This window comes from Rhodanobacter sp. FW106-PBR-R2A-1-15, from assembly GCF_058789735.1.
In genome coordinates, this window is the sequence record NZ_JBYTEM010000030.1 from 37,687 (window position 1) to 62,050 (window position 24,364).

Below are 24,364 nucleotides of genomic sequence, written 5' to 3' on the forward strand. Positions count from 1 at the left end.
CATTCCCGGGAGCCGCTTGGGTTCCAGCTCCAGCTCCAGCGCCATGCCGCTGGCTCCGGCCCGGACCGACATCACCATACGGCGGTGCCGTCATCGGTGCACGGCGAGCAGTTGCCGTCGCTATGATGGCGGTCCGGTTCCCACGATGGAATGCGCCTGATGACGACAGCACATCGCCCCGCCTTGGCCCTCGCCTGTCTCGCCGCGCTCGCCGGCGCATCGACGGCACGCGCCGCTGATACCACGGCACTCACCCTGTACCGCAGTGACAGCCCCGCGCTGTACGCCAGCCATGGCGACGGCGAGGTCGACGAAGGCTATGCGGTGGTGCGCGAGCAGCGTTCGCTGAGCCTCGTCGCCGGTACCCACGACGTGGTGATTGGCGACCTGCCGAACGCGCTCGACGCCGAGGCGCTGGCGCTGGGCTTTCCCGACGGCAACGCCAAGGTGATCTCGCAGCGCCTGCTGCTGGCGCAAGGTGCGGACGCGGCGCTGAGCGGCCTGCTCGGGCGCGAGGTGAGCGTGCTCGGCAGCAGCGGCGAAGCGCTGGCCAGCGGCACCCTGCTGCGTGCGGGCAACGGCCTGCTGGTGCACGGCGCCAACGGTACCACGCTGGTGCGCGACTACGCCGCCGTGCGCAGTGCCCAAGGCGACTTCCCGCTCGGCTCCAGCCTCAGCCTGCGCGTGGACGCCGCGCGCAGCGGCCAGACCCGCGCGGTGCTCAGCTACCCCACCTCCGGCCTCGGCTGGCGCGCCGCGTACGTGGCCACGCTGCAGCCCGGCGCGGCCTGCCGCATGCGGTTCGAGTCGCGCGCCAGCATCGCCAACCGCAGCGGCCGCGACTGGCACGATGCACAGCTCACCCTGATCGCCGGCCAGCCAAACATGGCCAAGGCTTCGGCACCGCGGCCGATGGTGTCGATGGCGCGCGGCTACGGGCCGCAGGACATGGTCGCCGGCGGTTTGCCGCAGCAGGACAGCCTCGGCGACTACCGCAGCTACACCCTGCCTGGCACGGTCGAGCTGCCCGACGCCAGCGTCAGCCAGGTGCCGCTGTACGCCGACCACACGCTGGACTGCGAGCGCACCGCACTGTACGAGAACGGTAACCGCTACCTGCCGCCACGGCCGATCCTGGAGCGCGACTTCAACCCCGGCGGCGGCAACGCCATCGTCAGCACGCTGAAATTGAAAGCATTCGACAGCCTGCCGGCCGGCTACCTACGCGTGCTCAGCGCCGACAGGAACGGCACGCCGCAGTTCATCGGCGAAGGCCGCATCGAGGACACCCCGAAAGGCGGCGACGCCACCATCACCCTGGGCACCGCGTTCGACCTGCGCGCGACGCGCGAGCGTACCGCCTTCCACGTCGACAAGGCCGGCCGCACACTGGACGAGGCGTTCCGCATCACCCTCACCAACGCCGACGACAGCGCGCGCACGGTGACCGTGCGCGAGCATCCCGGCCGCTGGCGCCAGTGGACGCTGGTCTCCTCCAGCAGCAAGCCGAGCGCGCAGACACCGGACACGCTGGAATTCCGCGTCGACGTGCCGGCCAGCGGCAAGGCCGTACTGGATTACGCGGTGCGCTACCAGTGGACCGCCGACGAACAACCGCAATAACTACCGACTGGAGTTCCCATGCTCAACCTGACCAACCACGACAACGGCATCCGCGAGATCCAGCTTGCCCGCCCGCCGGTCAACGCGCTGAACCTGGATCTGCTGCGCGCGCTGCACGCCGCCCTCGACGAAGCCGTGCGGGACGGCGTGCGCGGTATCGTGCTGTCCGGTGCGCCGGGGTTGTTTTCCGCCGGCGTCGACGTGCCGGCGCTGATCCAGCGCGATCGCGCCGGCGTGCGCGAGTACTGGCGCGAGTTCTTCGCGCTGTGCGGCAGGCTGGCGCGCGCACCGATGCCGCTGGTGGCCGCGGTCACCGGCCACAGCCCGGCCGGCGGTGCGGTGCTGGCGCTGTTCTGCGACTACCGCGTGATGGCCGAAGGGCCGTACCGGATCGGCCTCAACGAGGTGCAGGTCGGGTTGATCGTGCCCGAGGCGATCCAGCTCGCGCTGCGCCGCGTGGTCGGCACCTATCGTGCCGAGCGGCTGCTGGTGGTCGGCGCGATGCTCGAGTCCGCCGAGGCACTGGCCTGCGGCTTCGTCGACGAACTCACCGGCGTCGACCAGGTCGCGACCCGCGCAATCCGCTGGCTGGGCGACCTGCTGGCGCTGCCCTCGCATGCCATGCTGACCACCCGCGCACTGGCCCGCGCCGACCTCGCCGCCGCCTACGCCGACCCGGACGCGCTGCCGCTGGACGATTTCGTCGAGGCGTTCTTCCATCCGCAGACGCAGGCGGTGCTGCAGGCGTTGGTGGCGCGACTCAAGAGCAAGAAATAAAACCGCCGCGCCGTAGGAGCCCGCTTGTGGGCGATGCTCTTTCGAATCCCGAATCCCGAATCCCGAATCCCGGCCTTCAAAGCATCGCCCGTAAGCGGGCTCCTACGGGTTCCCCGTCGCCACCGGTCGCGACGGGTCGCTGACCCAGCCGCTCCACGAGGGTGCGTACAGCCGCGAGCCGGCGAGGCCGGCGTGTTCCATCGCCAGCAGGTTGTAGCAGGCAGTGACGCCGGAGCCGCACATGTGCACCACCTGGCCGGGTGTCATGTCGCCCAGTATCGCGGCGAATTCCTCACGCAGCCGCGCCGGCGGCTTGAAGTGGCCGTCGGCGAGCAGGTTGTCGAGGTAGGGCCGGTTGCGTGCACCCGGCACGTGGCCGGCGGCGCGGTCCAGCGGCTCGAGGTCGCCGCGGTAGCGCGCGGCGGCGCGGGCGTCGATCAGCAGCGGCGCGGGCGCGGCATGCAGGGCGGCGTGATCGACGATCACCTGTCGCGCATCGTAGGTCAGCGTCACCTCGGTCGACGCGCGTGGATGAACGGCCGTTTCCAGCGATTGCCCGGCCGCCTGCCAAGCCGCAAAGCCGCCATCGAGCACGGCCGCTGCACGTACGCCGGCCAACCGCAGCAGCCACCACAGGCGGGCGGCCGCCAGCGCGCCCGGCCCGGCGTCGTAGCACACCACCTGCAGCCCCGGCGTCCAGCCCCAGCGGCCGAGCGCGGCGCCGAACGCCGCCGACGACGGCAGCGGATGCCGGCCCAGCCCCTCGGGCACACGCGACATGTCGGACAGGTCGCGTTCCAGATCGGCGAACACGGCGCCGGGAATGTGCCCGGCGAGGTAGGCGCGTTCGCCCTGCGTGCGGTCGGCCAGGTCGACGCGGCAATCGACGACCAGCACCTCGTTTGCCGGCAACGCGGCCAGCGCGGCGACGTCGATCAGGGTGGTCTTCAGTGTCATGTCCGTCCCATCCTCTCGAGCAGGTTGTACAGCATCGCGGCGGTGGCGCCCCAGATGCGGTGGCCGCCGTGGACGAATTCCACCATCGGCCGCGAATGGCCGCGGAAATCCATCGTATAGCGACGCAGGTTCGCCGGCTCCAGCAGGAACGCCAGCGGCACCTCGAACACCTCGGCCACCTCGTCCGGCGCCGGATACAGCCGGGCTTCGGCGGCGATCCGCGCCACCACCGGCGTGATGCAGTAGCCGCTGATCGTCTCGAAGCGGTCGAGATAGCCCAGCGGCGTCACCAGCGCGCGATCGAGACCGATCTCTTCCTCGCTCTCGCGCAACGCGGTGGCCAGCGCGTCGCCGTCGCCGGGGTCGCTGCGCCCGCCGGGAAACGCCACCTGGCCAGCGTGCGCCTGCAGGTGGTCGGTACGCACGGTGAGCACCAGCCGCGGCTGCACGCCTTCGCGAAAACCCACCAGCACCGCAGCCGGCAGGCGCAGGCTGCTGCCGAGCAGCTCGGTCATGTCGGCGTGGTTCCACCCCGGCCCGGTCGGCGGCGCCGACAAGGGCCGCAGGGCGGCCACCAGTTCGTCGATCATGGCGACGGTCGCAGCGGCAGCACGTCGCGCATCAGGCGCAGCCGTTCGGCGTCGCTCATGCCGCGCCAGCGCCCGATTTCCTCGCCGGTGCGGCGACAGCCGACGCAGTAACCGTGCGCATCCAGGCGACAGATGCCGATGCAGGGCGTCAAGGGAGAGATGGCGGCAGAATCGGCGGCGTTCGACATGCCCCGCCATGCTACCACCGAGGCAGCTACGGCTGGCCGGAATCAGGCTTGATCGCGAGCAGTTCGATCTCGAACACCAATGCCTCGTTCGGGCCGATCCGCGGCAGCGCGCCAGTTTCGCCGTACGCCAGTTGCGGCGGGATCACCACCTTCCAGCGATCGCCCACGTGCATGCGCGGGATCACGTCCTGCCAGCCGCGGATCACCTTGTCGACGGTGAAGCTGACCGGCGCGCCGTGCGCCCAGGTGCTGTCGAATTCGGTACCGTCCACCAGCATGCCGCGGTAGTTCACGGTGACCGTGCTGGTTACCGTGGGGCTGACCGCGCCGCTGCCCGCGCTGAGCACCGCGTACTGGATGCCCGACGGCAGCTGCACGACGCCGGGGCGCTGCCGGTTCTGCGCCATGTACTGCACGCTCTTGCGCGCGTTGGCGGCGGCGACCCGCTTGAACTCGCCCAGCGCATCGGCATGCATCTGCTGGTCGAGCCGCTGCAGCTGCTGGTGCATGTCTTGCAGCGACACGCTGGGACGGCGTTTGGCGTAGGCATCCTGGATCGCCTGCACCAGCACCGGGATCTCCACGTCGGGCTTGCCGTCGGCGAACTGGCTGCCGATCTGGTAGCCGATCGCGTACGACAGCTTGGCCTTGTCCGGCTTGGTCGCCAGCGACGACGCGGCACTCTGCGCATGGGCCGCACCGCCCAGCAACAGCGCTGCGCCGAGCAACCCGCAATGCAGATGTGTGATGCCTTTCTCCACCGGGCCTTTCCCTATCGGACAGTCGATCCTGATGAATCATCCTAAGCGGTTCGCGCGATTCGTGCAGCGACGGCGCTCGTGGCTTGAGAAACCCTGCGGCGGCAAAGGTTCCCGCTGCTACCATCGCGGACCTGCACCCATCAGGAGCCGATCCATGGCCTATCGCAATCTGGAAATCAGCAACCGCGGCGCCGTCCGCACCATCGTGGTCAACCGACCAGACAAGCTCAACGCGCTGAACCGCGACACGCTCAACGAGCTGAGCCTGGTGTTCGCGCAAGCCGCGCAGGACGACGCGGTGCGCGTGGTGGTGCTGACCGGCGCCGGCGAGAAGGCGTTTGTCGCCGGTGCCGACATCGCCGAGATGAGCGGTTACACGCCGGTGCAGGCGCGAGGCTTCTCGCGCGCCGGGCAGCGCCTGATGGCGTCGATCGAGCGGCTCGGCAAGCCGGTGATCGCGCGCATCCAGGGCTTCGCACTGGGTGGCGGCATGGAGCTGGCGATGGCCTGCCACCTGCGCGTGGCCAGCGAGAAGGCGAAGCTCGGCCAGCCGGAGATCAACCTCGGCCTGATCCCCGGCTTCGGCGGCACCCAGCGCCTGCTGCGCCTGGCCGGCCGCGGCGCCGCGCTGGAGCTGTGCCTGACCGGCGCGCCGATCGGTGCGCAGCGTGCGTACGAGCTGGGCATCGTCAATCGCGTGGTGGCGCCCGAGGCGCTGGACGAAACCGTGAACACGCTGGCCGACCAGCTCGCCGCCGCCGCGCCGCTGGCTGCCGCCGGCATCCTCGATGCGGTGCTGCAAGGTGGCGAGAACGCCATCGACCAGGGCCTGGAATTCGAGACACAGGGTTTCGCGCTGGTGTTCTCCACCGCGGACATGCGTGAAGGCACCGGCGCGTTCCTGGAAAAGCGCAAGGCGGTGTTCAAAGGCGCCTGACCGCTTCCGGCAATCGGGGAACGGCGCCCGCCGCCGACGGTCAATGCGCGCCGGCGTACTTCTTCTCGCCGGCGGTCACGCGCAGGTCCAGCCGGTTTTCCGGCGGCGCCAGCGGACAGGTGGCGAACGACGTGAACGCGCACGGCGGGTTGTAGGCCTTGTTGAAATCCAGCACGACCTTGCCGTCCTGCGGCGGGTCGATGTACAGGAAGCGCGCGGCACCATAGGTTTCCTTGCCGCTGGTGCGATCGGCGAACACGATGAAGTACTGCGCGGCACCCGCTTCCTCGATCACCGGCAGGATCTCGAAATGCTTGCCGTCGCGGCTGAACTCGAGCTTGCCCGGCACCGGGTACCTGTCGATGGTGCCGATGACCGTGCCCATCTCCAGTGTTTCGCCGGGCGGCGCCGGCACCCAGGTCGCCTCGATCCGCCACGACGGGTCGATCGCAAACGCGTCGACGCCAGCGAAGTGCTTGCGCGACGGTGCTTCCGTATCTTTCACCCGCAGCCCCTTGCGGCCGTCGCGGTCGATTACGTAGAAGCTCGCGCTGCCGAATGCCACCCGCGTCGGGGCGGCGTCGCCGGCAACGTGCGCGTCGTCCACCAGCGGCGCTTCGGCAACGGCCTTGCCGTCGATCGTGGCCCCGCTGTGCTGGTCCAGCGCGATGCGCATGCTGCCATCGCGCTCCAGCGTGACCACGCCCAGATGCGCGGGTCCGACGCCCAGCACGATGTCGTTGCCGGCGGCGCTGCCGACGCGGTTCGCGCCCTGCTTCAGCCATTCCAGCCCGACCAGGCTCAGCCAGCCGTCCGGCGCGGTCAGCCGCGCGACGCGACCGGCCTGCCACTGCTCGATGCTGTGCTTGTAACTGTCGATGTCGGTGGCTTGCACGGTGGTGACTCCCAGGATGGCGGCGGCAACAAACAGACTGGTACGTATCATCAACATCTCCCCCCAGAAACTTTTTGACGCGTCAACGGCCGCGCATGAACAATTTGTCGAGTTCGGCCAGGCCCAGCTGGACCCAGGTCGGACGTCCATGATTGCATTGTCCGGAGCGTTCGGTCGCCTCCATCTCGCGCAGCAGCGCGTTCATCTCCGGAAGCGTCAGGCGGCGTCCTGCACGCACCGAGCCATGGCAGGCCATGGTGGAGAGCAGTTCGTTCTCCAGTTCCTGCAGACGGCGCGAGCTGCCGTGCTGAGCCAGTTCGGATAGCACGTCGCGGCTGAGCTGGGCCACGTCGGCGCCTTCCAGCAGCGCGGGGATACGTCGCACCACAATCGTCGCCGGGCCGCTGCGCGACAACTCAAGGCCCCACTCGGCCAAGGCCTCGGCATGCTCCTCGGCGGCCGCCGCTTCCTTCGCGCTGACCGCGATCGACAGCGGCACCAGCAGCAGCTGCGAGCGCAAGTTGCTGCAGGCGCGGCCGGACTTCAGCTTCTCGTAGGTGATCCGCTCGTGCGCCGCGTGCATGTCGACCAGCACCAGGCCTTGCGCATTTTCGGCCAGCACATAGATGTTCTTCAGCTGCGCGATGGCATAGCCCAGCGGCGGCGATTCGGCGTCGTCGGCTGCCGGCATCGGCACGCCCGCCGCCGCGCGCGGCGACTCACCCAGCAGCGCGGCGTAGTCGGCCAGCGGCGCATCGCGCACGCCCAGCGCCAGCCGGCTCTGCCCGGCGCGGCCGAGCCATGCCGACGACGCGGCGACGACCGGCGTGGCGGGCGGCGCCGAGGCACTGGTGGCAGCCAGGGGCAGATGGCCGTCCTCCGCCTGCGCGGACGACGCCACCTGCCCCGCGCGCGTCTGCGCCAGCACCTCGTGCAGGGTGCGAAACAGAAAATCGTGCACCAGCCGCTGCTCGCGGAAGCGCACCTCGTGCTTGGCCGGGTGCACGTTCACGTCGACCCCCGCCGGATCGAGTTCCAGGTACAGCACGAAGGCGGCGTAGCGGCCGTGGAACAGCACGTCGGCGTAGGCCTGGCGCACCGCGTGGGCGACGATGCGGTCGCGCACCAGCCGGCCGTTGACGTAGAAATACTGCGCATCGGCCTGCGCCCGCGACGCGGTGGGCAGGCCGACCCAGCCGGACAGGTGCAGGCCCGCCGCGGCGTGGTCGATGCGCAGGCTCTGCGCGGGGAAATCCTCGCCCAGCACCTCGGCCACCCGCTGCAACTGCGCCTGCTCATCGCGCGCCGCCTTCCAGATGCGCACCGGCTTGCCGTTGTGGCTGAGCCGGAATTCCACCGTGCTTCGCGCCAGCGCCAGCGATTTCAGCAGGTCGTCGATGTGCGCGAACTCGGTGCGCTCGGCGCGCATGAACTTCTTGCGCGCCGGCACGTTGTAGAACAGGTCGCGCACCTCGACGCTGGTGCCCTGCGGATGCTGCGCCGGGCGCGCCGTCTGCAGCCTGCCGCCGTCCACCTCGATGCGGAACGCGGCGTCCTGGCCGCGTGCACGCGAGGTCAATGCAAAGCGCGCCACCGACGACACCGAAGCCAATGCCTCGCCGCGGAAGCCCATGCTGGCGACGTGTTCCAGGTCGTCGAAGCTGCCGATCTTGCTGGTCGCATGCGAGGCGACCGCCAGCGGCAGTTCGTCGGCATGGATGCCGTCGCCGTCGTCGCGCACGCGGATCAGCCGCGCGCCGCCGGCCTCGATCTCCACCTCGACGCGCGCGGCGCCGGCGTCGAGGCTGTTCTCGACCAGCTCCTTGACCACCGAGGACGGGCGCTCGATCACCTCGCCGGCGGCGATCTGGTTGATGAGCTCGGGGGGAAGCGGGCGGATGACGGTCATCCGCGAACTTTAGCAGCGAACGTCCGCCAGGCCGCCGACGGCGCCGGGATCAGCCGGCGGGAATGGTCAGCGTGGTGCCGGCGCGGACCGTGTTGCTGTTGATCTGGTTCGCGTTTTTCAGCGCGCCTACGCTCACGCCATACTGCTTGGCGATGCTGCTCAGGCTCTCGCCGCGCCCGACCTTGTGCACGTCGTGCGCAGCCGCCTGCGCGCGAGGCGCAGACCGATCGGCCGACGCCACCGCCTCGCCGTCGCCGGACCCGGCAGCGGACGCCAGCTGCACGCCATTGCGGCGCGCCGCCTCGGCCGCGAACCAGGTGCCGGGCGGCGGCGTGGATTCGAAATAATTCCGCACGCCGCCCATCACCGCTTCGGCCAGCCGCTTCTGGTGTGTCGGGTCGCGCAGCTTGCGCTCCTCGGCCGGATTGCTGATGAACGCGGTCTCGACCAGGATCGACGGCACGTCGGGCGAGCGCAGCACCACGAAGTTCGCGCGCTCGACATAGCCGCGGTGGGGCGGCCCGAGCTGGGACAACGCCTTCAGCACGTTGCCGGCGACCACGTCGCTGGCCTGCATCGCCCAGCCCTGCTGCATGTCCAGCAGCACCTTGGCCAGGCTGTCATCCTTGTCATCCAGCGTGGTGCCGCCGATCAGGTCGGCGCGGTTCTCGCGGTCGGCCAGCCAGCGCGCCGCCTCGCTGGTTTTGCCGCGCGGCGACAGCACCCACACCGACGAGCCCCTGGCGTCGTCGCGGGTGAAGGCATCGGCATGGATCGACACGAACAGGTCCGCATTGTGCTCGCGGGCGATCCGGTAACGCTGCGCCAGCGGGATGAAGAAGTCGCTGCTGCGGGTCAGTACCGCCTTCATGCCGGGCTGGCGATTGATCTGCGCCGCCAGTTCGCGCGCCACCGCCAGGGTGACGTTCTTCTCCAGCGTGCCGCCGGGGCCGTGCGAACCGGGGTCCTTGCCGCCGTGGCCGGCGTCGATCGCCACCACCACCTGGCGCTGGCCGTTGAGCAGGGCCGCCGCATGCTCGGCCGCGACCCGGCGGCTGTGCGTGGGGTTGCTGTACTGCGATGGCGCGGGCGCCGCGATGACCTTCGCCGGAGCGGCCTTGGGCGTGGCCGCGGGCGCGCTGGCCACACCAGTATCGGTACCCTCGCGGGCGGGATACAGGTCCAGCACCAGGCGGTAGTTCGAACCGCTGGCCGGCTTCAGCTCGAAGGTTTTCAGCCGGCTGGCCGGAGCAACCCTGGCGGTCAGCTGCAGGTTGTCGCCGATACGGGTATGGCTCATGCCCCGGTACAGACCCTGCGCGGCCGGATCGGAAAACCCGTGAGCTACCCGGCTTTCGCTCAGGTCGACCACGACCTGGCCGTCCTTCTGGCTGATCGTGTAATGCAGCGGGCCGGTGGCATCCAGCACCACGCGGGTGTATTCGGGGCCGGCCCAGACCCGCGCAGCCTTCAGATCCGCCGCCTGGGCCGCGCACAGCGGCGCGGCCGCCAGGATCGCGGCGGCGACGAATCCACCCAGCTTGTTCAGGTTGGCCCGCATGGGCCGCATTGAAACGCAGCCAGGCGCCGAATGCAAGATAGTTTTCCCTTGAATATCCATGACCTGCAGACCTTTCATCAGGTCGTATCAAGTTATGGACCGCAAACCGCGCCCGCCGGACAGCTGCTCGCCACAATCGCCAAGCCAGCAATTCTCAAAGGAAATCAGTACTTGGCCAGCCGCGCCAGCCACCGTTTGCCGCGTGCGGTCAGCGCACGCAGCGACGCGTGGCGACCTTGGCCGGCGTAGCCCAGGCGCACTTCGAGGTCCGCCGCCGGCAGGGCGCCGGCGCCACGTTCGGGCCACTCCACCAGCACCAGCGCGCTCGGCTCGGCCAACGCATCGAGGCCCAGCCACTCCAGCTCGCCGGGGCCGGCGATCCGGTACAGATCCAGGTGCCAGGCCGGGCGGTCCCGCGTCGCATAACCCTCGATCAGGCTGTAGGTGGGGCTCTTGACCCGCTCGCCCACCCCCAGCGCGGTCAGCAGCGCGCGCGCGAAGCTGGTCTTGCCGGCGCCCAGTGGGCCGTGCAGGTACACCACCATGCCCTCCTCCAGCACGCCGGCCAGACGCGCAGCCAGCGATGCCGTGGCCGCCTCGTCCGGCAACGCGCAGGCCAGGTCGGTATCGGTTGGCTCAATCATGCTCACGCTCATAGCCCGTCATGCCGTTGCCGAGTGCCCGCAGATGAGCCAGCAGGTCGCTGGCCAGCAGGCCGCGCTCGCCCTGCTGCGCGGCGCGATCGCCGGCCCGCGCATGCAGGCCCGTGCCAAGGCAGGCGGCCTGCCATGCGCTGCAACCCTGCGCCAGCAGGCCCGCCACGATGCCGGTGAGCAGGTCGCCCATGCCGCCCGAGGCCATGCCAGGGTTGCCCCACGGACAGACGTCCAGACGTCCATCCGGATCGGCGATCAGGCTGCCGGCGCCCTTCAGCACGACGACCGCATCGTGGCGCCGCGCCAGTTCGCGCGCGGCGGCGAAACGGTCCCGCTCCACGCTGGCGGCGGCCACCCCGAGCAGTCGCGCCGCCTCGCCGGGATGCGGCGTCAGCACCGTCGGTGCGCCGAAGCGGCGCGGCTCGCGCGCCAGCAGGTTCAGCCCATCGGCATCGAGCACCAGCGGTTTGCCCGCATCCAGCGCGGTGAGCCACAGCGCATGGCCCCAGGCGGCCTGCCCCAGGCCCGGCCCCAGCGCCAGCACGCTGGCCCGTTCGAGTAGCGGCAGCAGCGCCTGTGGCCCGTCGACGCCGTGCGCCATCAGCTCCGGCCGTGCGGCGTTCAGTGCCGACACATGTCCGGCCCGGGTCGCCACGCTGACCAGGCCGGCGCCGGCACGCAGCGCCGACTCGCCGGCCAGGCGCGCCGCGCCGGCCATGCCGTGCTCGCCGCCGATCACCAGCACGTGGCCGTAGTTGCCCTTGTTCGCGTAGCGGGCACGCAGCGGCAACGCCTCGGCGATCAGCAGCTGCGCATCGGGCAGCGCATCGACGTACACGCTGTCCGGCACGCCCAGGGTGGCCAGCTCGAGCGCACCGGCCTGGTCGGCCGCACGCCCGGTATGCAGCCCGCGCTTGCCGGCGATGAAGGTCACCGTGACGTCCGCGCGAATCGCCGCGCCGGGACAGTTGCCGGTATCCGCATCGAGCCCGCTGGGCACGTCTAGCGCCAGCACCGGGTGGCCGCTGTCGTTGATCGCCTCGATCAGCCGCGCCGCTGCCAGTTCCGGCGCGCGATTGAGGCCGATGCCGTACAGCGCATCGACGTGCAGCTCGGCGTCGGGCAACTCGCTGTGCACATCCCACAACCGCACTCGCCCGCCAGCCGACTCCCACGCCGCACGCGCCGCCGCAGCGTCGCCGTGCGAAGCAGCCGTCAACGTCACCAGCTCGACCCGCAACCCGGCCTCGCGCGCCAGCACGCCGAGCAGGAAACCGTCACCGCCGTTGTTGCCGGGGCCGCAGTGGATGCAGATGTGCTGCAGTTGCGGCCAATGCCGGCGCAGGCTGTTCAGCGCGGTGCTGGCCGCACGGCGCATCAGCCCGGGGCCGGAAATGCCCAGCGCCGCCAGCGCCGCGCGCTCCATCACGCGCAACTGTTCGACGGTATGCAGATTGCGGCTGTACGGGTGGGCGGGCATGCGCGGATTATAGGCATGCACCGCCTCTACAATAGGCGGATGCCTGACCCCGCTTCATCCGCCTCACCCGACTACGCCACGCTCGCCCGCGACATCAAGCGCTGGGCGATCGAGCTGGGCTTTGCCGATGCCGCCATCAGTGACATCGACCTCGGCGAAGACGAACAGCATCTGCAGCGCTGGCTCGACGGCGGCCATCACGGCGAGATGGAATACATGGCCCGCCACGGCACCAGACGCACCCGCCCGGCCGAGCTGGAACCAGGCACGCAGCGCGTGATCTCGGTACGCATGGACTACATCCCGCCCGGTACCGCGAACGCCTGGGACGTGCTGGGCGATGCCGAGGCCGGCTACGTGTCGCGCTACGCGCTGGGGCGCGACTACCACAAGCTGATGCGTGGCCGCCTGCAGAAGCTGGCCGAGCGCATCCACGGCGTGGTCGGCGACTTCGGCTATCGCGCCTACGTCGATTCCGCGCCGGTGCTGGAGAAGGCGCTGGCGCGCAACGCGGGGCTGGGCTGGATCGGCAAGCACACCGTGCTGATCAACCGCCATGCCGGCTCGTACTTCTTCCTCGGCGAGCTGTACACCGACCTGCCGCTGCCGCTGGACGAACCGGCCAGCGCGCACTGCGGCACGTGCACGCGCTGCATCGAGGTGTGCCCGACCCAGGCGATCGCCGGGCCATACCAGCTCGACGCCAAACGCTGCATCTCGTACCTCACGATCGAGCTGAAGGGCAGCATTCCCGAAGAGCTGCGCACGCCGATGGGCAACCGCATCTTCGGTTGCGACGACTGCCAGCTGGTCTGCCCGTGGAACAAGTTCGCGCAGGTCGCCACCGAGCCGGACTTCGCGCCGCGGCACAGCCTGGACGGCGCGAAGCTGGTCGAGTTGTTCGCGTGGAGCGAGGGCGAATTCCTCAAGCGCACCGAAGGCATGGCGATCCGCCGCACCGGCTACGAAGGCTGGCTGCGCAACATCGCGGTGGCGCTGGGCAACGCACCGAAGTCGGCTGCGGCGATCGAGGCGCTCGAAGCCCGCGCCGATCACTCGTCGGCGATCGTGCGCGAGCACGTGGCGTGGGCGCTGGCGAAGCAGCGCGGCTGAACGATCAGGCGGCGGCCATCTGCTTCGGGATCGATCGATTGGTGTGGCTGATGCGGTTGCCTTCGCCGGCGGCGATGTACACGCAGGTCGGCTGGAACGTCTCCAGCTCCGCCTCGCTCAACTGGGCAAAGGCCGCGATGATCATGATGTCGCCAACCTGGGCGCTGCGCGCAGCGCTGCCGTTGACCGAGATGATGCCCGAGCCTTCCTCGGCGCGCAGCGCGTAGGTGACGAAGCGCTGGCCGCTGTTGACGTTCCAGGCGTGGATCTGCTCGTACTCGCGGATGCCCGCGGCATCCAGCAGCAGACCGTCGATCGCGATCGAGCCTTCGTAGTCCAGCTCGGCGTGGGTCACCGTGGCGCGGTGGATCTTGGCCTTGAACATGTTCAGGTGCATGACGTTCTTTCCCGCAGGGACAGCCTGCAAAGTCGGCGATTATCGAACCGATGGCGCTGCGCCGCAACATCGGCGCCGCGGACCCGATATGCGGCCGACTCAGTCGAAGCGCAAGTTATCGATCAGCCGGGTGTTGCCTAGGCGGGCCGCGACCAGCGCCAGCAGCCCTTCGCGCTCGCCCTCCGCCGGTTCGGCCAGATCCTCGGCACGGCGGATCACCACGTAGTCGGGAACGAAGCCGGCACGCTCGAGGCGTGCGGCGGCGGTCTGCTCGATCGCCTGCCACGGATGGCCCTGCGCCAGCAGCTCGCGCATCTTCTGCAGGGTGTCGTGGAGCAGCGGCGCACGTGCGCGCTCCTGGGGGGCCAGGTACTGGTTGCGCGAGCTCAGCGCCAGCCCGTCGTCGGTGCGCAGGATCGGCGCGGCCACCACCTTCACCGGCAGCCCCAGGTCGCGCACCATCCGCTCGACCACCTTCAGCTGCTGGAAATCCTTCTGCCCGAACACCGCCACGTCCGGCTGCACCAGGTTGAACAGCTTGCACACCACGGTGACCATGCCGTCGAAGTGCCCGGGGCGGTACGCGCCCTCCAGCGTGTCGGTGATCTGCGGCACGCGCATGCTGACGCTGTGTGCGGGGCCGAACGGATACATCGTGGCCACGTCCGGCGCAAACAGCAGGTCGCAGCCCTGCTCGGCCAACGAAGCCTGATCCTGCACCAGGGTGCGCGGGTAGCGGTCGTAATCCTCGTTCGGGCCGAACTGGGTGGGGTTGACGAACACGCTGGCCACCACCCGCTCGGCGCGCGCGCGCGCCAGCTTGATCAGCGACTGGTGGCCCGCATGCAGGTTGCCCATGGTCGGCACGAAGCCCACCGTCTGACCCTGCGCGCGCCAGCCACGGATCGCGGCACGCAGTGCCGGGACGTCTTGTACGGTCTGCATGGGGCAGGCTCGCTCAGGTCAGTTGAAGCAATGCTCGGGGGCCGGGAAGGCGCCGCTGCGCACGTCCTCGGCGTAGGCGGCGATCGCCGCGCCGACCGAACCGCGCCCGGCCAGGAAATCCTTGCTGAACTTCGGCCGCTTGCCTGGGGTGATGCCGAGCAGGTCGTGGATCACCAGCACCTGGCCGTCGCAGTGCGGGCCGGCGCCGATGCCGATCACCGGGATCTTCAGCGCCGCGGTCACCCGCTGGCCCAGCTCGACCGGCACGCCTTCCATCACCAGCAGGTCGGCCCCGGCCGCCTGCACCGCCAGCGCCTCGGCCAGCACGCGGTCGGCGGCCGCCTGTTCGCGGCCCTGGATCCTGAAACCGCCGAACTTGTGCACCGACTGCGGGGTAAGCCCGAGATGCGCGCAAACCGGGATCGCGCGCGCGGTGAGCGCCGCAATCGCTTCCAGCACGTGCGGCGCGGCACCTTCGATCTTCACCATCGCAGCGCCGGCCTCGCCGACCAGTCGTGCGCCGGCTTCCAGTGCGTGCGCCACGTCGCGGTCGGCCATGAACGGCAGGTCGGCCACCAGCATCGTCGCCGACAGCCCGCGCGCCACCGCGGCGGTGTGGTAGACCATGTGCTCCAGCGTCACCGGCAGCGTGCTGGCATGTCCCTGGATCACCATGCCGAGCGAATCGCCGACCAGGGCGATGTCGATGCCGGCGGCCTCCAGCTGCCAGGCGAAACTGGCGTCGTAGGCGGTGAGCATCACGATGCGCCGTCCCTGCGCCTTCATCGCAAGCAGGCCCGGCACGGTCACCGGCTTGCGGTCGGGGACACTGGCGTTCTGCACGTACACGGCAATTCCTGGAGTGGGGGGCGTCGATTATCCGGCGTGCCACCGTGCCGGCTCAAGCCACGCGTTCACAACCGGTCGGATCGAGGCGGGCAAGCAGTTCCGCCACCGTGGCCTGGCCCGACGGCTGCAGCGTGGGCGCAATATCGCGCAAGGGCAACAGCACGAACACCCGTTCAGCCATGCGCGGATGCGGCAGGGTCAGCCGCGGGTCGTCGAGCCGCACGCCGTCGACGTGCAGCAGATCCAGATCCAGCGTGCGCGGCCCGTTGCGGCCGGCGCGCACGCGGCCGGCGCGCTGCTCGATCGCCAGCAGGGCCTCCAGCAGATCGTGCGGCGACAGCGCGGTATCCAGTTCCACCGCGGCGTTGACGAAGGGCGGCTGCTCCAGCACGCCCCACGGCGGCGTACGGTACAGCTGCGAACGCTGCAGCAGGCGGGTGCCGGGCAGCTTCGCCAGCGCGTCCATGGCGTCGAGCAACTGTTGCCGCGGGTTGCCGAGGTTGCTGCCCAGCGCGACGTAGGCCAGGGTCACACGGAACCCGACCTGTCGGCCGACCGGCGCCGCCGGCGTCGCGGGCGCGGCGGCCGGCCGACCACCGGTGCCACCACGAGATCGCCGCCGCCGGCCGGCAGCGCGGCGGCCAGCACGTCCGGCGGCAGCTGCTGTGCATGCGCCCACCACTGGCCCAGCTCGCGCATCGCCGGCGACTCATCGCCGCGCAGCAGCAGGAAATCGAACGCGGCGCGAAAGCGCGGGTGCGCCAGCAGGCGGAACACCCGCTTGCGCTGGACCTGCTCGAAGCGCGGCTGCAGCGACCAGATCTCCTCCATGGTGAAGGTGAACCGGCGCGGGATCGCCACCCGCTGGCACTGTTCGCCGACCACCTGCGCCGCGGCGCGCGACCAGGCCTCATTGCCTTCGACGCCGCGGTCGATCAGCTGGTGCGCCACGTCGCGCACCTCGCCCCACAGCAGCACCGCGAACAGGAACGCCGGGGTCACCGACTTGCCCTCGGCGATCCGCGCGTCGGTGTTCGCCAGGCCGTGCTCGACCAGCGCACGCAGCGCCTCGTCGCCGCGCCGCAGCGCGCGCGCGGTGGCCGGGAACAGGAATTTCAGCAGGCCGCACTGCTCCAGCACGCGGAAGCTCTTCAGCCCGTGCCCGGTCAGGAACATCTTCAGCGACTCGTCGAACAGCCGCGCCGGTGCGGCGTCAGCCAGCAGCGGTCCCAGCGTCTCGAACGGTGCCGCCGCCGCGGCGTCGATGCGCATGCCGAGCTTGGCCGCCAGCCGCGCCGCGCGCAGCATGCGCACCGGGTCCTCGTGGTAGCGGGTGTCGGGGTCTCCGATCAGGCGCAGCACGCGATCTTCGAGATCCTGCATGCCGCCGACGTAATCACGCACCGAGAAGTCGCTGATGTCGTAGTACATCGCGTTGACGCGGAAGTCGCGGCGCAGCGCGTCCTCCTCGATCGTGCCCCAGATGTTGTCGCGCACGATGCGACCGTCGACGATGTGGCGGTCGCCCTCGCCGCCTTCCTCGCCGGTGCCGCGGAAGGTGGCCACCTCGATGATCTCCGGGCCAAACACCACGTGCGCCAGCCGGAAGCGGCGGCCGATCAGGCGGCAGTTGCGGAACAGCTTCTTCACCTCGTCCGGCGTGGCGTCGGTGGCCACGTCGAAGTCCTTCGGCCGCAGCCCCAGCAGCAGGTCGCGCACCGCGCCGCCGACCAGGTAGGCGGCAAAGCCGGCCTCGTTGAGGCGGTACAGCACGCGCAACGCCGCCTTGCTGATGTTCTTGCGCGAGATGATGTGCTGGTCGCGCGGAATGATCCGCAGCGTCGGCGTGGCGTCGATCCTCGATTCGAGATTCAAGCGGTCGGAATCCTTGCGGGGCGAAACTGCCCTTGGGTGGCAATATATCGCGGCGTGCAACACCGCGAACCGTCCCGCTGAGGGCGCGGGACATCTGCGCCGGCGGGCCTGTCCCGGACCGGGCAAGCCGATGGCTGCCAAGCATTGCCGGGCGAAACAATTCCGCTATACTAGCGCGCTTCGGAAGTCAGCGCTCCCTTCGTCTAGTGGCCCAGGACACCGCCCTCTCAAGGCGGGAACACGAGTTCGAACCTCGTAGGGAGCGCCAGTTGTTTGCGCGATCATCCATGATCGCCTTTATCGGGAAGGATGATCTCTACGACCCGAGACATCAGGTCATCGGTCGGATCAAAAGTGGCCATCCTTGGCCGCACTCTTCATCGCCTGTGCGATCATCCATGATCGCCGTGGTCGGTGAGGTGGCTACCAGCCGACACCTCTCCTGCGTCTGGCGCGGATCAGAAGCGGCCATCCATGGCCGCAGTCCTCATGAGAGAGAAGAGCAGGCCAATTCATGACTTTTGTTGTCATCGACAACTGCATCAAGTGCAAGTACACCGACTGCGTCGAGGTCTGCCCGGTCGATGCCTTCCATGAAGGCCCCAATTTCCTGGCAATCGACCCCGACGAGTGCATCGACTGCACGCTGTGCGAACCGGAATGCCCGATCAATGCGATCTATCCGGAAGACGACGTGCCGGTCGGCCAGGAGGAATTCGTGGCGCTGAATGCCGAGCTGGCCAAGAGCTGGCCGGTGATCACCGAACGCAAGGATGCCCTGCCCGACGCCAAGGACTGGGAAGGCAGGCCGGACAAGCTCAAGCTGCTGCAGCGCTGAAACCCGTCCGTCCATCCCAAAAAGAACGCCGCCCGGGGGCGGCGTTCTTTTTGGGGCTTGTGCCCTGGCGATCAGCCGCCCAGGCGCGATTTCAACGCGTCGATCACCTTGCCCACGGCCGTGGCGTTGCCTTCGGCACGTACTTCGCTCGACGCCGTGCCGCCGTCGTTGATGCTGATCTGCACCTGGTGCGAGTTGGCACCCGGCGCGGCCGCGGAATCGCCCTTGTCGCGCCCGAACAGGCGACCGAAGAAGCCCTTCTTCTTCGGCTGTACCATGGAGTCGGAAACATTCAGCGTGTAACTGTGCGTGGCATCGTCGTGACCGGCCAGCTCGCCCAGGCTGCCGCTCTCCAGCACCTGGCCGACCCGACGGTAGGCATTGTCGACGCTGTCGGCCAGCACGAAGCCGTCACTGATCTGGCCACCGGCCGAACTGACCCGCGCAGTGGCGCCGTTGGCGGTCGGCAGGTTCGCGCCCGGCGACGGGATCACCAGCGCTTCGCTGGTCGACGGCCGGTCGAGGCTCGGCGGGATCTCCAGTGGAGCTTCCTGCACGGCCTTGTCCCACGCCTTGTGCGAGCGGAACACGCCGCAACCGGAAAGCAGCAGGCCAGCGAGGGCGACGACCGGCAGGGCCATGAGGAGCGAGGTTTTCTTCATATAAGCGGATTCCGTGAGTAAGTCGGGCAACCGTCAACCGGCCACAGTCGCCAAGGATGCCAGAGTGGACAGCGCTTGGTGCAATCGGGCGCGATCCGGACCGTCGTTCAATTCCACCAGCGGCAACCTCGGCTGCGCCAGGCCCAGTCCCAGCACAGGCAGGCCGGCCTTGACCGCAATCGGGTTGGGCGCGCAATTGAGCGCCTGCAGCAGCGGCTCCAGCGCGCCATGGCAGCGCGCCGTCGCTACCCGGTCGCCGGCGACAGCGGCATCGCACAAGGCGCGGAACGCCTGCGGCACCAGGTTGGCCACCACCGAGATGGTGCCGGCCGCACCGGCCAGCATCGCCTCGCCGGCACTGTCGTCGTCGCCGGACAGGTAGACGAAATCCTCGCGCACAAGTTCCGCCAGCGCCAGGATCCGCTCGCGATCGCCGCGCGCCTCCTTGACGCCGACGATCGCCGGGTGCTCGCGCAGCACGGCGACGGTCGCCGGCAGCAGGTCGCAGCCGGTGCGGGTCGGCACGTTGTACAGCAGCACCGGCAGGCCGCCGTGCTCGGCCACTTCCAGGAAATGCCGGCGCAGGCCTTCCTGGGTCGGTCGCACGTAATACGGCGTCACCACCAGCGCCGCGTCAGCACCAAGCGCCTGCGCGCGGCGGGTCAGCGCCACCGTCTTGGCGGTGCCGGCCTCCCCGGTGCCGGCGATCACCGGCACCCGCCCGGCCACGCGCTGGAGCGCGAACGCCAGCAGGCGGTCGAACTCGTCGGGCTCCAGCATGTGCGACTCGCCAGTGGAACCGGCCACCACCAGCGCCTCGGTGCCGCCGGCAAGCTGGTAATCAATCAGCCGGCCGAACGCATCCAGGTCGAGTGCACCATCGGCCGCGAACGGAGTGGCCAGTGCGCAGATGCTTCCGCGAATGTTCAAGACACGATTCCGCTACAAGGCAAGCTGGTCATGTTACTTGCCGCCTCGCGAGGCGGGCAAGTAAGCTCGACCGGAGTAGTCTCATGGCCCCGCACCGCGCGGGCTGACGTCCACAGGCAGACTTCCTTGAAACCTTCACCCGGCCCCTCCCCCGCCGCCACGCGCTCGGGCAACGACAACCAGTTGCTGATCCACGCGCTCACCGCGACCAACAGGTCGCCGCTGCTGGCGCTGGCCCGGCGCATTGCGGATGCCGGCTGCAACCTGTCCGAGTCGCGCGTGTCCACCATCGGCACGGAAGTCTCGCTGATGCTGCTGGCCACCGGTGCGTGGGACGCGCTGGCCAAGCTGGAAACTGCGCTGGCCAAGCTGAGCCGCGACGAGAGCATGCACCTGGTGCATTACCGCACCGGCCCGCGCCAGAACAGCTCGCACCTGCTGCCCTACCTGGTGGAGGTGGTGGCCGCGGACCGCCCCGGCATCGTGGCGCGCATCGTGGATTTCTTCAGCCAGCACGGTATCAGCGTGGAACAGCTGAACTCCACTCGCTACCAGGCCATGCAGACCGGGGCGGAGATGTTCCAGGCCCAGTTCACCATCGGCATCCCGGCGGAGATCCACATCGCCGCGCTGCGCGACGACTTCCTGGAACTGTGCGACGGCCTGAACCTGGACGCGATCATGGATCCGGTGAAGTTCTAGGAGCGGCGACGGCAAAAACATGCCATCGGGGTTCCTAGGATGCCTCCTGCGCGACAGGGCTGACAAGGCTGTCTCCGTCACGGTCATCGCGCTAGTCTCTGCCACGCACACAGGCGAAACCCCCGTCGGGTTTCCGGAGAGACCATGCCAGACATCGGAAAGAAGGCTCCTGCCCTCAGCGGCTCCACTGGCGACGACAGCGTCCTGAAGCTCGCCGATCTCAAAGGCCAGTGGGTGGTGCTGTACTTCTACCCCAAGGACTCCACCCCGGGCTGCACCAGTGAGGCGAAGGATTTCCGCGACCTCTATCCCGCCTTCCGCAAGCGCCATGCGCAGATCGTCGGCGTCTCGCGCGATTCGCCGAAGTCGCACGCCAACTTCGCCGCAAAGCAGGAACTGCCGTTCCCGCTGGTATCCGACGCCGACGAAACCTGGTGCCGCGCATTCGACGTGATCCACGAGAAGGTGCTGTACGGCAAGCGCCACCTGGGCATCGTGCGCAGCACCTTCCTGATCGACCCCGACGGCAAGCTGGCGCGCGAGTGGCGCGGCGTGAAGGTGCCGGGCCACGCCCAGGTCGTGCTCGACGCCATCCCCGCCCGTTGACCGCGTCACCCTCCATGACGGCTGCCCGCAAGCTCCCTCCACCCACCAGCGAGGACACTTCCGCATGACCGGAAGCAAGCGCATCTACGCTCTCGACACCAACGTCCTGCTGCATGACCCGACCTCGCTGTTCCGCTTCGAGGAACACGACGTCTTCATCCCGATGACCGTGCTGGAGGAACTGGACGAAAAGAAAAAAGGCGCCTCGGAAGTCTCGCGCAACGGCCGCCAGGCCAGCCGCTTCCTCAACGAGCTGATCGAGCGCGGCAAGCAGCACGACCTCGCCGACGGTCTGGAACTGAGCAACCCGCAGGGCGTCAAGCTCAAGCGCGGCACCTCGGTCGGCCGGCTGTACTTCCAGCACCGCACCAGCAGCAACGGCCACGCCAAGGCGGACAACCAGATCCTGGCGGCGGTGATCGAGCTGCGCGACCAGAGCCCGGGCCGCGACGTCATCCTGGTCACCAAGGACATCAACCTCAGGATCAAGGCCAGCATCAACGGGCTGGTCGCCGAGGATTACGAAAACGATCGCGCACTGGACGATTTCTCCCTGCTCTACACCGGCTCGACCGCGTTGCCGGAGGATTTCTGGGAGCTGCATCCGGAGGTGCGCTCGTGGACCGAGCGCGGCCGCACGTTCTACGAGGTGAAGCGGCGCGACGAGGAAACCTGGTACCCGAACGAATGCCTGTACCTGCCCGGCGAGAACGCGATCGAGCTGCGCGTGCTGCACCTGGACGAGGCCGGCGCCACGCTGGTGCTGCTGGACGACCACTCGCACGCCAACCACCACGTGTGGGGCATCGGCGCGCGCAACCGCGAGCAGAACTTCGCGCTCAACGCGCTGATGGATCCGGACATCGACTTCATCACCCTGCTCGGCAACGCCGGCACCGGCAAGACCCTGCTGGCGCTGGCTGCCGGACTGGCCCAGGTGATGGACCAGCAGCGCTACCGCGAGATCATCATGACCCGCGCCACCGTTTCGGTGGGCGAAGACATCGGCTTCCTGCCCGGTACCGAGGAAGAGAAGATGACACCGTGGATGGGCGCGCTCACCGACAACCTCGAAGTGCTGGCCAACCCCGAAGACGGCGGCAGCTGGGGCCGCCAGGCCACCAACGACCTGCTCGCCTCGCGCATCAAGATCCGCTCGCTCAATTTCATGCGCGGGCGCACCTTCCTCAGCCGCTACCTGATCATCGACGAGGCACAGAACCTCACCCCGAAGCAGATGAAGACGCTGATCACCCGCGCCGGCCCGGGCACCAAGATCGTCTGCCTCGGCAACGTCGAGCAGATCGACACGCCCTACCTCACCGAGACCACCTCCGGCCTCACCTACGCGGTGGACCGCTTCAAGAACTGGGAGCATTCGGCGCACGTCACCTTGCGTCGCGGCGAGCGTTCGCGGTTGGCGGATTTCGCGGCGGAGGCGCTGTAGGGCCGGGAATCGGGAATCGGGAATCGGGAATCGGGGAAAGCGTAAAGCCCCCAGTTCGTCATTCCCGCGAAAGCGGAATCCATGTGGCTGTTTCGCAAGACCAAAGTGGATTCCCGTTTTCGCGGGAATGACGTCGCTGTTTTTTCGTTGGCGCAGGCGATCTTCGCGCCGCAGGGATGAAAGGGATCGTGCGCGGTCGAAGCCCGGGCACCGCATCCGGGTAGAATGCAGCTCTCGATAGCCTTCCGCCGCGCGCCTCGCCATGGTCCTCACTCCCCGCCTGATCCTGCTGGTCCTGTTCGCCCTGTTCGTGCTGTGCGTGCTGCTGGTGCACCTGCGCGGCCGCATGCGGCTGCGTTTCGACCGCCAACTGGTCGACCACTCGGCGGTGTTCGCGCCGTACAACCTGCTGATGTACGCGTTCTCGGCGGTGCCGGCCAAGCCGATTCTCGATCGCCGCGGCTTTCCCGAGCTGGACCTGCTGCAGGCGAACTGGCAGACCATCCGCGATGAGGCGTTGCAGCTGACCGAAGCCGGTCACATCCGCGGCACCACGAAGAACGACGACGCCAGCTTCAACAGCTTCATCAAGCAGGGCTGGAAGCGCTTCTACCTGAAGTGGTACGGCGAGCCGCTGGCCTCGGCCGAGGCGCTGTGTCCGAAGACGGTGGAGCTGCTCAATGCCATTCCCGGCATCAAGGCGGCGATGTTCGCCACGCTGGCGCCGAACAGCAAACTCAACCCGCATCGCGATCCGTTCGCTGGCTCGCTGCGCTACCACCTGGGCCTGATCACGCCGAACTCGCGCGACTGCCGCATCCTCGTCGACGGCGAGGAACACGCCTGGGGCGACGGCAAGGACGTGGTGTTCGACGAGACCTACGTGCACTGGGTGGAGAACAAGACCGACCAGACCCGGGTGATCCTGTTCGCCGACGTGGAGCGCCCGCTGCGCACGTCCTGGATGAGCGCGATCAACCACCGCGTGGGCGCGTTCATGGGCAAGATCACCGCCTCGCCCAACAGCGACGCCGGCACCGAGAAGACCGGCTTCGTCAACCGCCTGTACGCATGGAGCCAGCGCAAGGGCGCCATGCACCATTGGAAGGCGGCGTTCAAGCGGCGGCACCGGAAGCTGTACAAGGCCGGCAAGTACGCCGGCATCCTGCTGCTGATGTGGCTGGTTTTCCTGGCGCCCTGGCCGCTGTTTCGCTGAGCCTTCACGTTTCACGATGGCGGTGCGTCCTGGCCGGCCCCCCCCCGGAGCGCCCCATGGACCCGCAAACCGCCCCGTTCCAGCAACACCGCCAGCGCCCGTCCGGCCTGGCCTACCGCATGCTCGGCGCGCCCGGCGACGCCGGGGACGTGCTGCACGACGCCTGGCTGCGCTGGCATGCGCAGGATGTCCAGGCACTGGACGACCCGGAGGCGTGGCTGGTCACCGTGACCACGCGCATCGCGCCAGGCGGTGATCGTGATCAACAGCTGGAACCGCGTCGCCATCCCGTCGCGCGCGGAGCCGGGCAGCTATCAACCGGCGAAGCACCGACGCGCGGATAGCAGCGACTCCGGCTGAGCCTCAAAAAAAAGGGTCTTCGCGGATCAGTGTGGGTGGATTTTGGCGTTATCGGGTAGCGGTGGCAGGAAGCTGGCGATGACCTTGAGC

24 protein-coding genes, 1 tRNA gene and 1 pseudogene are annotated in these 24,364 nt (G+C 69.0%); 11 read left to right on the plus strand and 15 right to left on the minus strand.

Translation table 11 applies throughout. The features are described from left to right. Window positions 1–159: 159 nt before the first annotated feature. Both AC3WTD_RS14560 and AC3WTD_RS14565 read left to right on the plus strand, forming a co-directional pair. A complete protein-coding gene (locus tag AC3WTD_RS14560) occupies window positions 160–1,623 on the plus strand; it encodes a DUF4139 domain-containing protein (RefSeq protein WP_492614214.1) in 1,464 nt (487 codons plus the stop codon). A gap of 18 nt (window positions 1,624–1,641) precedes the next feature. Continuing rightward, entirely contained in the window at window positions 1,642–2,400 is a 759-nt protein-coding gene (locus AC3WTD_RS14565) for an enoyl-CoA hydratase/isomerase family protein (RefSeq protein WP_492614215.1), read from the plus strand. Between the two features lie 102 nt (window positions 2,401–2,502). Here AC3WTD_RS14565 and AC3WTD_RS14570 read toward each other — a convergent pair whose 3' ends face one another. The 3 genes and pseudogenes from AC3WTD_RS14570 to bamJ form a co-directional block, all read right to left on the minus strand. Beyond that, window positions 2,503–3,357, minus strand: coding sequence for a sulfurtransferase (locus AC3WTD_RS14570; RefSeq protein WP_492614216.1), 855 nt, complete (start codon window positions 3,355–3,357; stop codon window positions 2,503–2,505). Further along, window positions 3,354–4,135 (minus strand): annotated as a pseudogene (locus tag AC3WTD_RS14575) (NUDIX hydrolase). Before AC3WTD_RS14575 ends, AC3WTD_RS14570 begins: the two are co-directional and overlap by 4 nt. A gap of 26 nt (window positions 4,136–4,161) precedes the next feature. After that, window positions 4,162–4,896 (minus strand): BamJ family beta-barrel-assembly machinery protein, encoded by a 735-nt coding sequence (gene bamJ, locus AC3WTD_RS14580; protein WP_492614217.1) that lies wholly within the window; start codon window positions 4,894–4,896, stop codon window positions 4,162–4,164. Between the two features lie 154 nt (window positions 4,897–5,050). Between bamJ and AC3WTD_RS14585 the strand changes: the two genes are divergently transcribed. Beyond that, window positions 5,051–5,833, plus strand: a complete 783-nt coding sequence (locus AC3WTD_RS14585; RefSeq protein ID WP_027493908.1) for an enoyl-CoA hydratase/isomerase family protein — start codon at window positions 5,051–5,053, stop codon at window positions 5,831–5,833. 40 nt (window positions 5,834–5,873) lie between these two features. On the opposite strand, the gene AC3WTD_RS14590 is transcribed toward AC3WTD_RS14585, so the two are convergent. The 5 genes from AC3WTD_RS14590 to AC3WTD_RS14610 all read right to left on the minus strand — a co-directional run bounded on the left by AC3WTD_RS14590 (window position 5,874) and on the right by AC3WTD_RS14610 (window position 12,334). Further along, window positions 5,874–6,779 (minus strand): DUF1684 domain-containing protein, encoded by a 906-nt coding sequence (locus AC3WTD_RS14590; protein WP_027493909.1) that lies wholly within the window; start codon window positions 6,777–6,779, stop codon window positions 5,874–5,876. A gap of 31 nt (window positions 6,780–6,810) precedes the next feature. Then, complete coding sequence (gene mutL / locus AC3WTD_RS14595) at window positions 6,811–8,637, minus strand: DNA mismatch repair endonuclease MutL (protein WP_492614218.1); 1,827 nt, start codon at window positions 8,635–8,637, stop codon at window positions 6,811–6,813. A gap of 49 nt (window positions 8,638–8,686) precedes the next feature. Beyond that, window positions 8,687–10,198, minus strand: a complete 1,512-nt coding sequence (locus AC3WTD_RS14600; RefSeq protein ID WP_027493911.1) for an N-acetylmuramoyl-L-alanine amidase — start codon at window positions 10,196–10,198, stop codon at window positions 8,687–8,689. A 164-nt stretch (window positions 10,199–10,362) separates the two neighbouring features. After that, window positions 10,363–10,842: a tRNA (adenosine(37)-N6)-threonylcarbamoyltransferase complex ATPase subunit type 1 TsaE gene (gene tsaE / locus AC3WTD_RS14605; protein WP_235642305.1), complete on the minus strand. Its 480-nt coding sequence runs from the start codon at window positions 10,840–10,842 to the stop codon at window positions 10,363–10,365. Next, complete coding sequence (locus AC3WTD_RS14610; RefSeq protein WP_492614219.1) at window positions 10,835–12,334, minus strand: NAD(P)H-hydrate dehydratase; 1,500 nt, start codon at window positions 12,332–12,334, stop codon at window positions 10,835–10,837. The genes tsaE and AC3WTD_RS14610 overlap by 8 nt, the downstream gene beginning before the upstream one ends. A gap of 15 nt (window positions 12,335–12,349) precedes the next feature. Here AC3WTD_RS14610 and queG point away from each other — a divergent pair, with 15 nt between their 5' ends. Continuing rightward, a complete protein-coding gene (queG, locus tag AC3WTD_RS14615) occupies window positions 12,350–13,447 on the plus strand; it encodes a tRNA epoxyqueuosine(34) reductase QueG (protein ID WP_492614220.1) in 1,098 nt (365 codons plus the stop codon). Window positions 13,448–13,451: 4 nt separating this feature from the next. Here queG and panD read toward each other — a convergent pair whose 3' ends face one another. The 5 genes from panD to pcnB all read right to left on the minus strand — a co-directional run bounded on the left by panD (window position 13,452) and on the right by pcnB (window position 17,513). Beyond that, a complete protein-coding gene (gene panD / locus AC3WTD_RS14620; protein ID WP_027493914.1) occupies window positions 13,452–13,844 on the minus strand; it encodes an aspartate 1-decarboxylase in 393 nt (130 codons plus the stop codon). A 99-nt stretch (window positions 13,845–13,943) separates the two neighbouring features. Then, the gene (gene panC, locus AC3WTD_RS14625; RefSeq protein WP_492614221.1) at window positions 13,944–14,789 is read right to left on the minus strand and encodes a pantoate--beta-alanine ligase; all 846 of its coding nucleotides are present in this window, start codon (window positions 14,787–14,789) and stop codon (window positions 13,944–13,946) included. Between the two features lie 18 nt (window positions 14,790–14,807). Further along, window positions 14,808–15,638, minus strand: coding sequence for a 3-methyl-2-oxobutanoate hydroxymethyltransferase (gene panB, locus AC3WTD_RS14630; protein ID WP_492614222.1), 831 nt, complete (start codon window positions 15,636–15,638; stop codon window positions 14,808–14,810). A 52-nt stretch (window positions 15,639–15,690) separates the two neighbouring features. Further along, window positions 15,691–16,170: a 2-amino-4-hydroxy-6-hydroxymethyldihydropteridine diphosphokinase gene (folK, locus tag AC3WTD_RS14635; RefSeq protein WP_235642309.1), complete on the minus strand. Its 480-nt coding sequence runs from the start codon at window positions 16,168–16,170 to the stop codon at window positions 15,691–15,693. After that, window positions 16,167–17,513, minus strand: a complete 1,347-nt coding sequence (gene pcnB, locus AC3WTD_RS14640; protein ID WP_027493917.1) for a polynucleotide adenylyltransferase PcnB — start codon at window positions 17,511–17,513, stop codon at window positions 16,167–16,169. The genes folK and pcnB overlap by 4 nt, the downstream gene beginning before the upstream one ends. 192 nt (window positions 17,514–17,705) lie before the next feature. Between pcnB and AC3WTD_RS14645 the strand changes: the two genes are divergently transcribed. Together AC3WTD_RS14645 and fdxA are read left to right on the plus strand one after the other, a co-directional pair. Continuing rightward, window positions 17,706–17,781: transfer RNA gene (locus AC3WTD_RS14645), tRNA-Glu, on the plus strand. Window positions 17,782–18,027: 246 nt separating this feature from the next. Then, window positions 18,028–18,351 (plus strand): ferredoxin FdxA, encoded by a 324-nt coding sequence (fdxA, locus tag AC3WTD_RS14650; RefSeq protein ID WP_027493918.1) that lies wholly within the window; start codon window positions 18,028–18,030, stop codon window positions 18,349–18,351. Window positions 18,352–18,422: 71 nt separating this feature from the next. Here fdxA and AC3WTD_RS14655 read toward each other — a convergent pair whose 3' ends face one another. Together AC3WTD_RS14655 and dapA are read right to left on the minus strand one after the other, a co-directional pair. Then, window positions 18,423–19,013, minus strand: coding sequence for a hypothetical protein (locus AC3WTD_RS14655; RefSeq protein WP_492614223.1), 591 nt, complete (start codon window positions 19,011–19,013; stop codon window positions 18,423–18,425). 33 nt (window positions 19,014–19,046) lie between these two features. Then, window positions 19,047–19,943 (minus strand): 4-hydroxy-tetrahydrodipicolinate synthase, encoded by an 897-nt coding sequence (gene dapA, locus AC3WTD_RS14660; protein WP_027493920.1) that lies wholly within the window; start codon window positions 19,941–19,943, stop codon window positions 19,047–19,049. Between the two features lie 126 nt (window positions 19,944–20,069). Here dapA and AC3WTD_RS14665 point away from each other — a divergent pair, with 126 nt between their 5' ends. From AC3WTD_RS14665 to AC3WTD_RS14685, 5 genes are all read left to right on the plus strand, one after another. Then, window positions 20,070–20,645 carry a glycine cleavage system transcriptional repressor gene (locus AC3WTD_RS14665; RefSeq protein ID WP_027493921.1) on the plus strand — a complete coding sequence of 192 codons (576 nt, stop codon included), beginning with the start codon at window positions 20,070–20,072 and terminating at the stop codon, window positions 20,643–20,645. A gap of 144 nt (window positions 20,646–20,789) precedes the next feature. After that, window positions 20,790–21,251: a peroxiredoxin gene (locus AC3WTD_RS14670; RefSeq protein WP_027493922.1), complete on the plus strand. Its 462-nt coding sequence runs from the start codon at window positions 20,790–20,792 to the stop codon at window positions 21,249–21,251. Between the two features lie 64 nt (window positions 21,252–21,315). Further along, entirely contained in the window at window positions 21,316–22,698 is a 1,383-nt protein-coding gene (locus AC3WTD_RS14675) for a PhoH family protein (protein WP_492614224.1), read from the plus strand. Between the two features lie 262 nt (window positions 22,699–22,960). Continuing rightward, window positions 22,961–23,914, plus strand: a complete 954-nt coding sequence (locus AC3WTD_RS14680) for an aspartyl/asparaginyl beta-hydroxylase domain-containing protein (protein WP_492614225.1) — start codon at window positions 22,961–22,963, stop codon at window positions 23,912–23,914. Between the two features lie 56 nt (window positions 23,915–23,970). Beyond that, on the plus strand, window positions 23,971–24,258 hold the full coding sequence (locus AC3WTD_RS14685) for a sigma factor (RefSeq protein ID WP_027493925.1): 288 nt from the start codon (window positions 23,971–23,973) through the stop codon (window positions 24,256–24,258). Window positions 24,259–24,364: the final 106 nt, after the last annotated feature.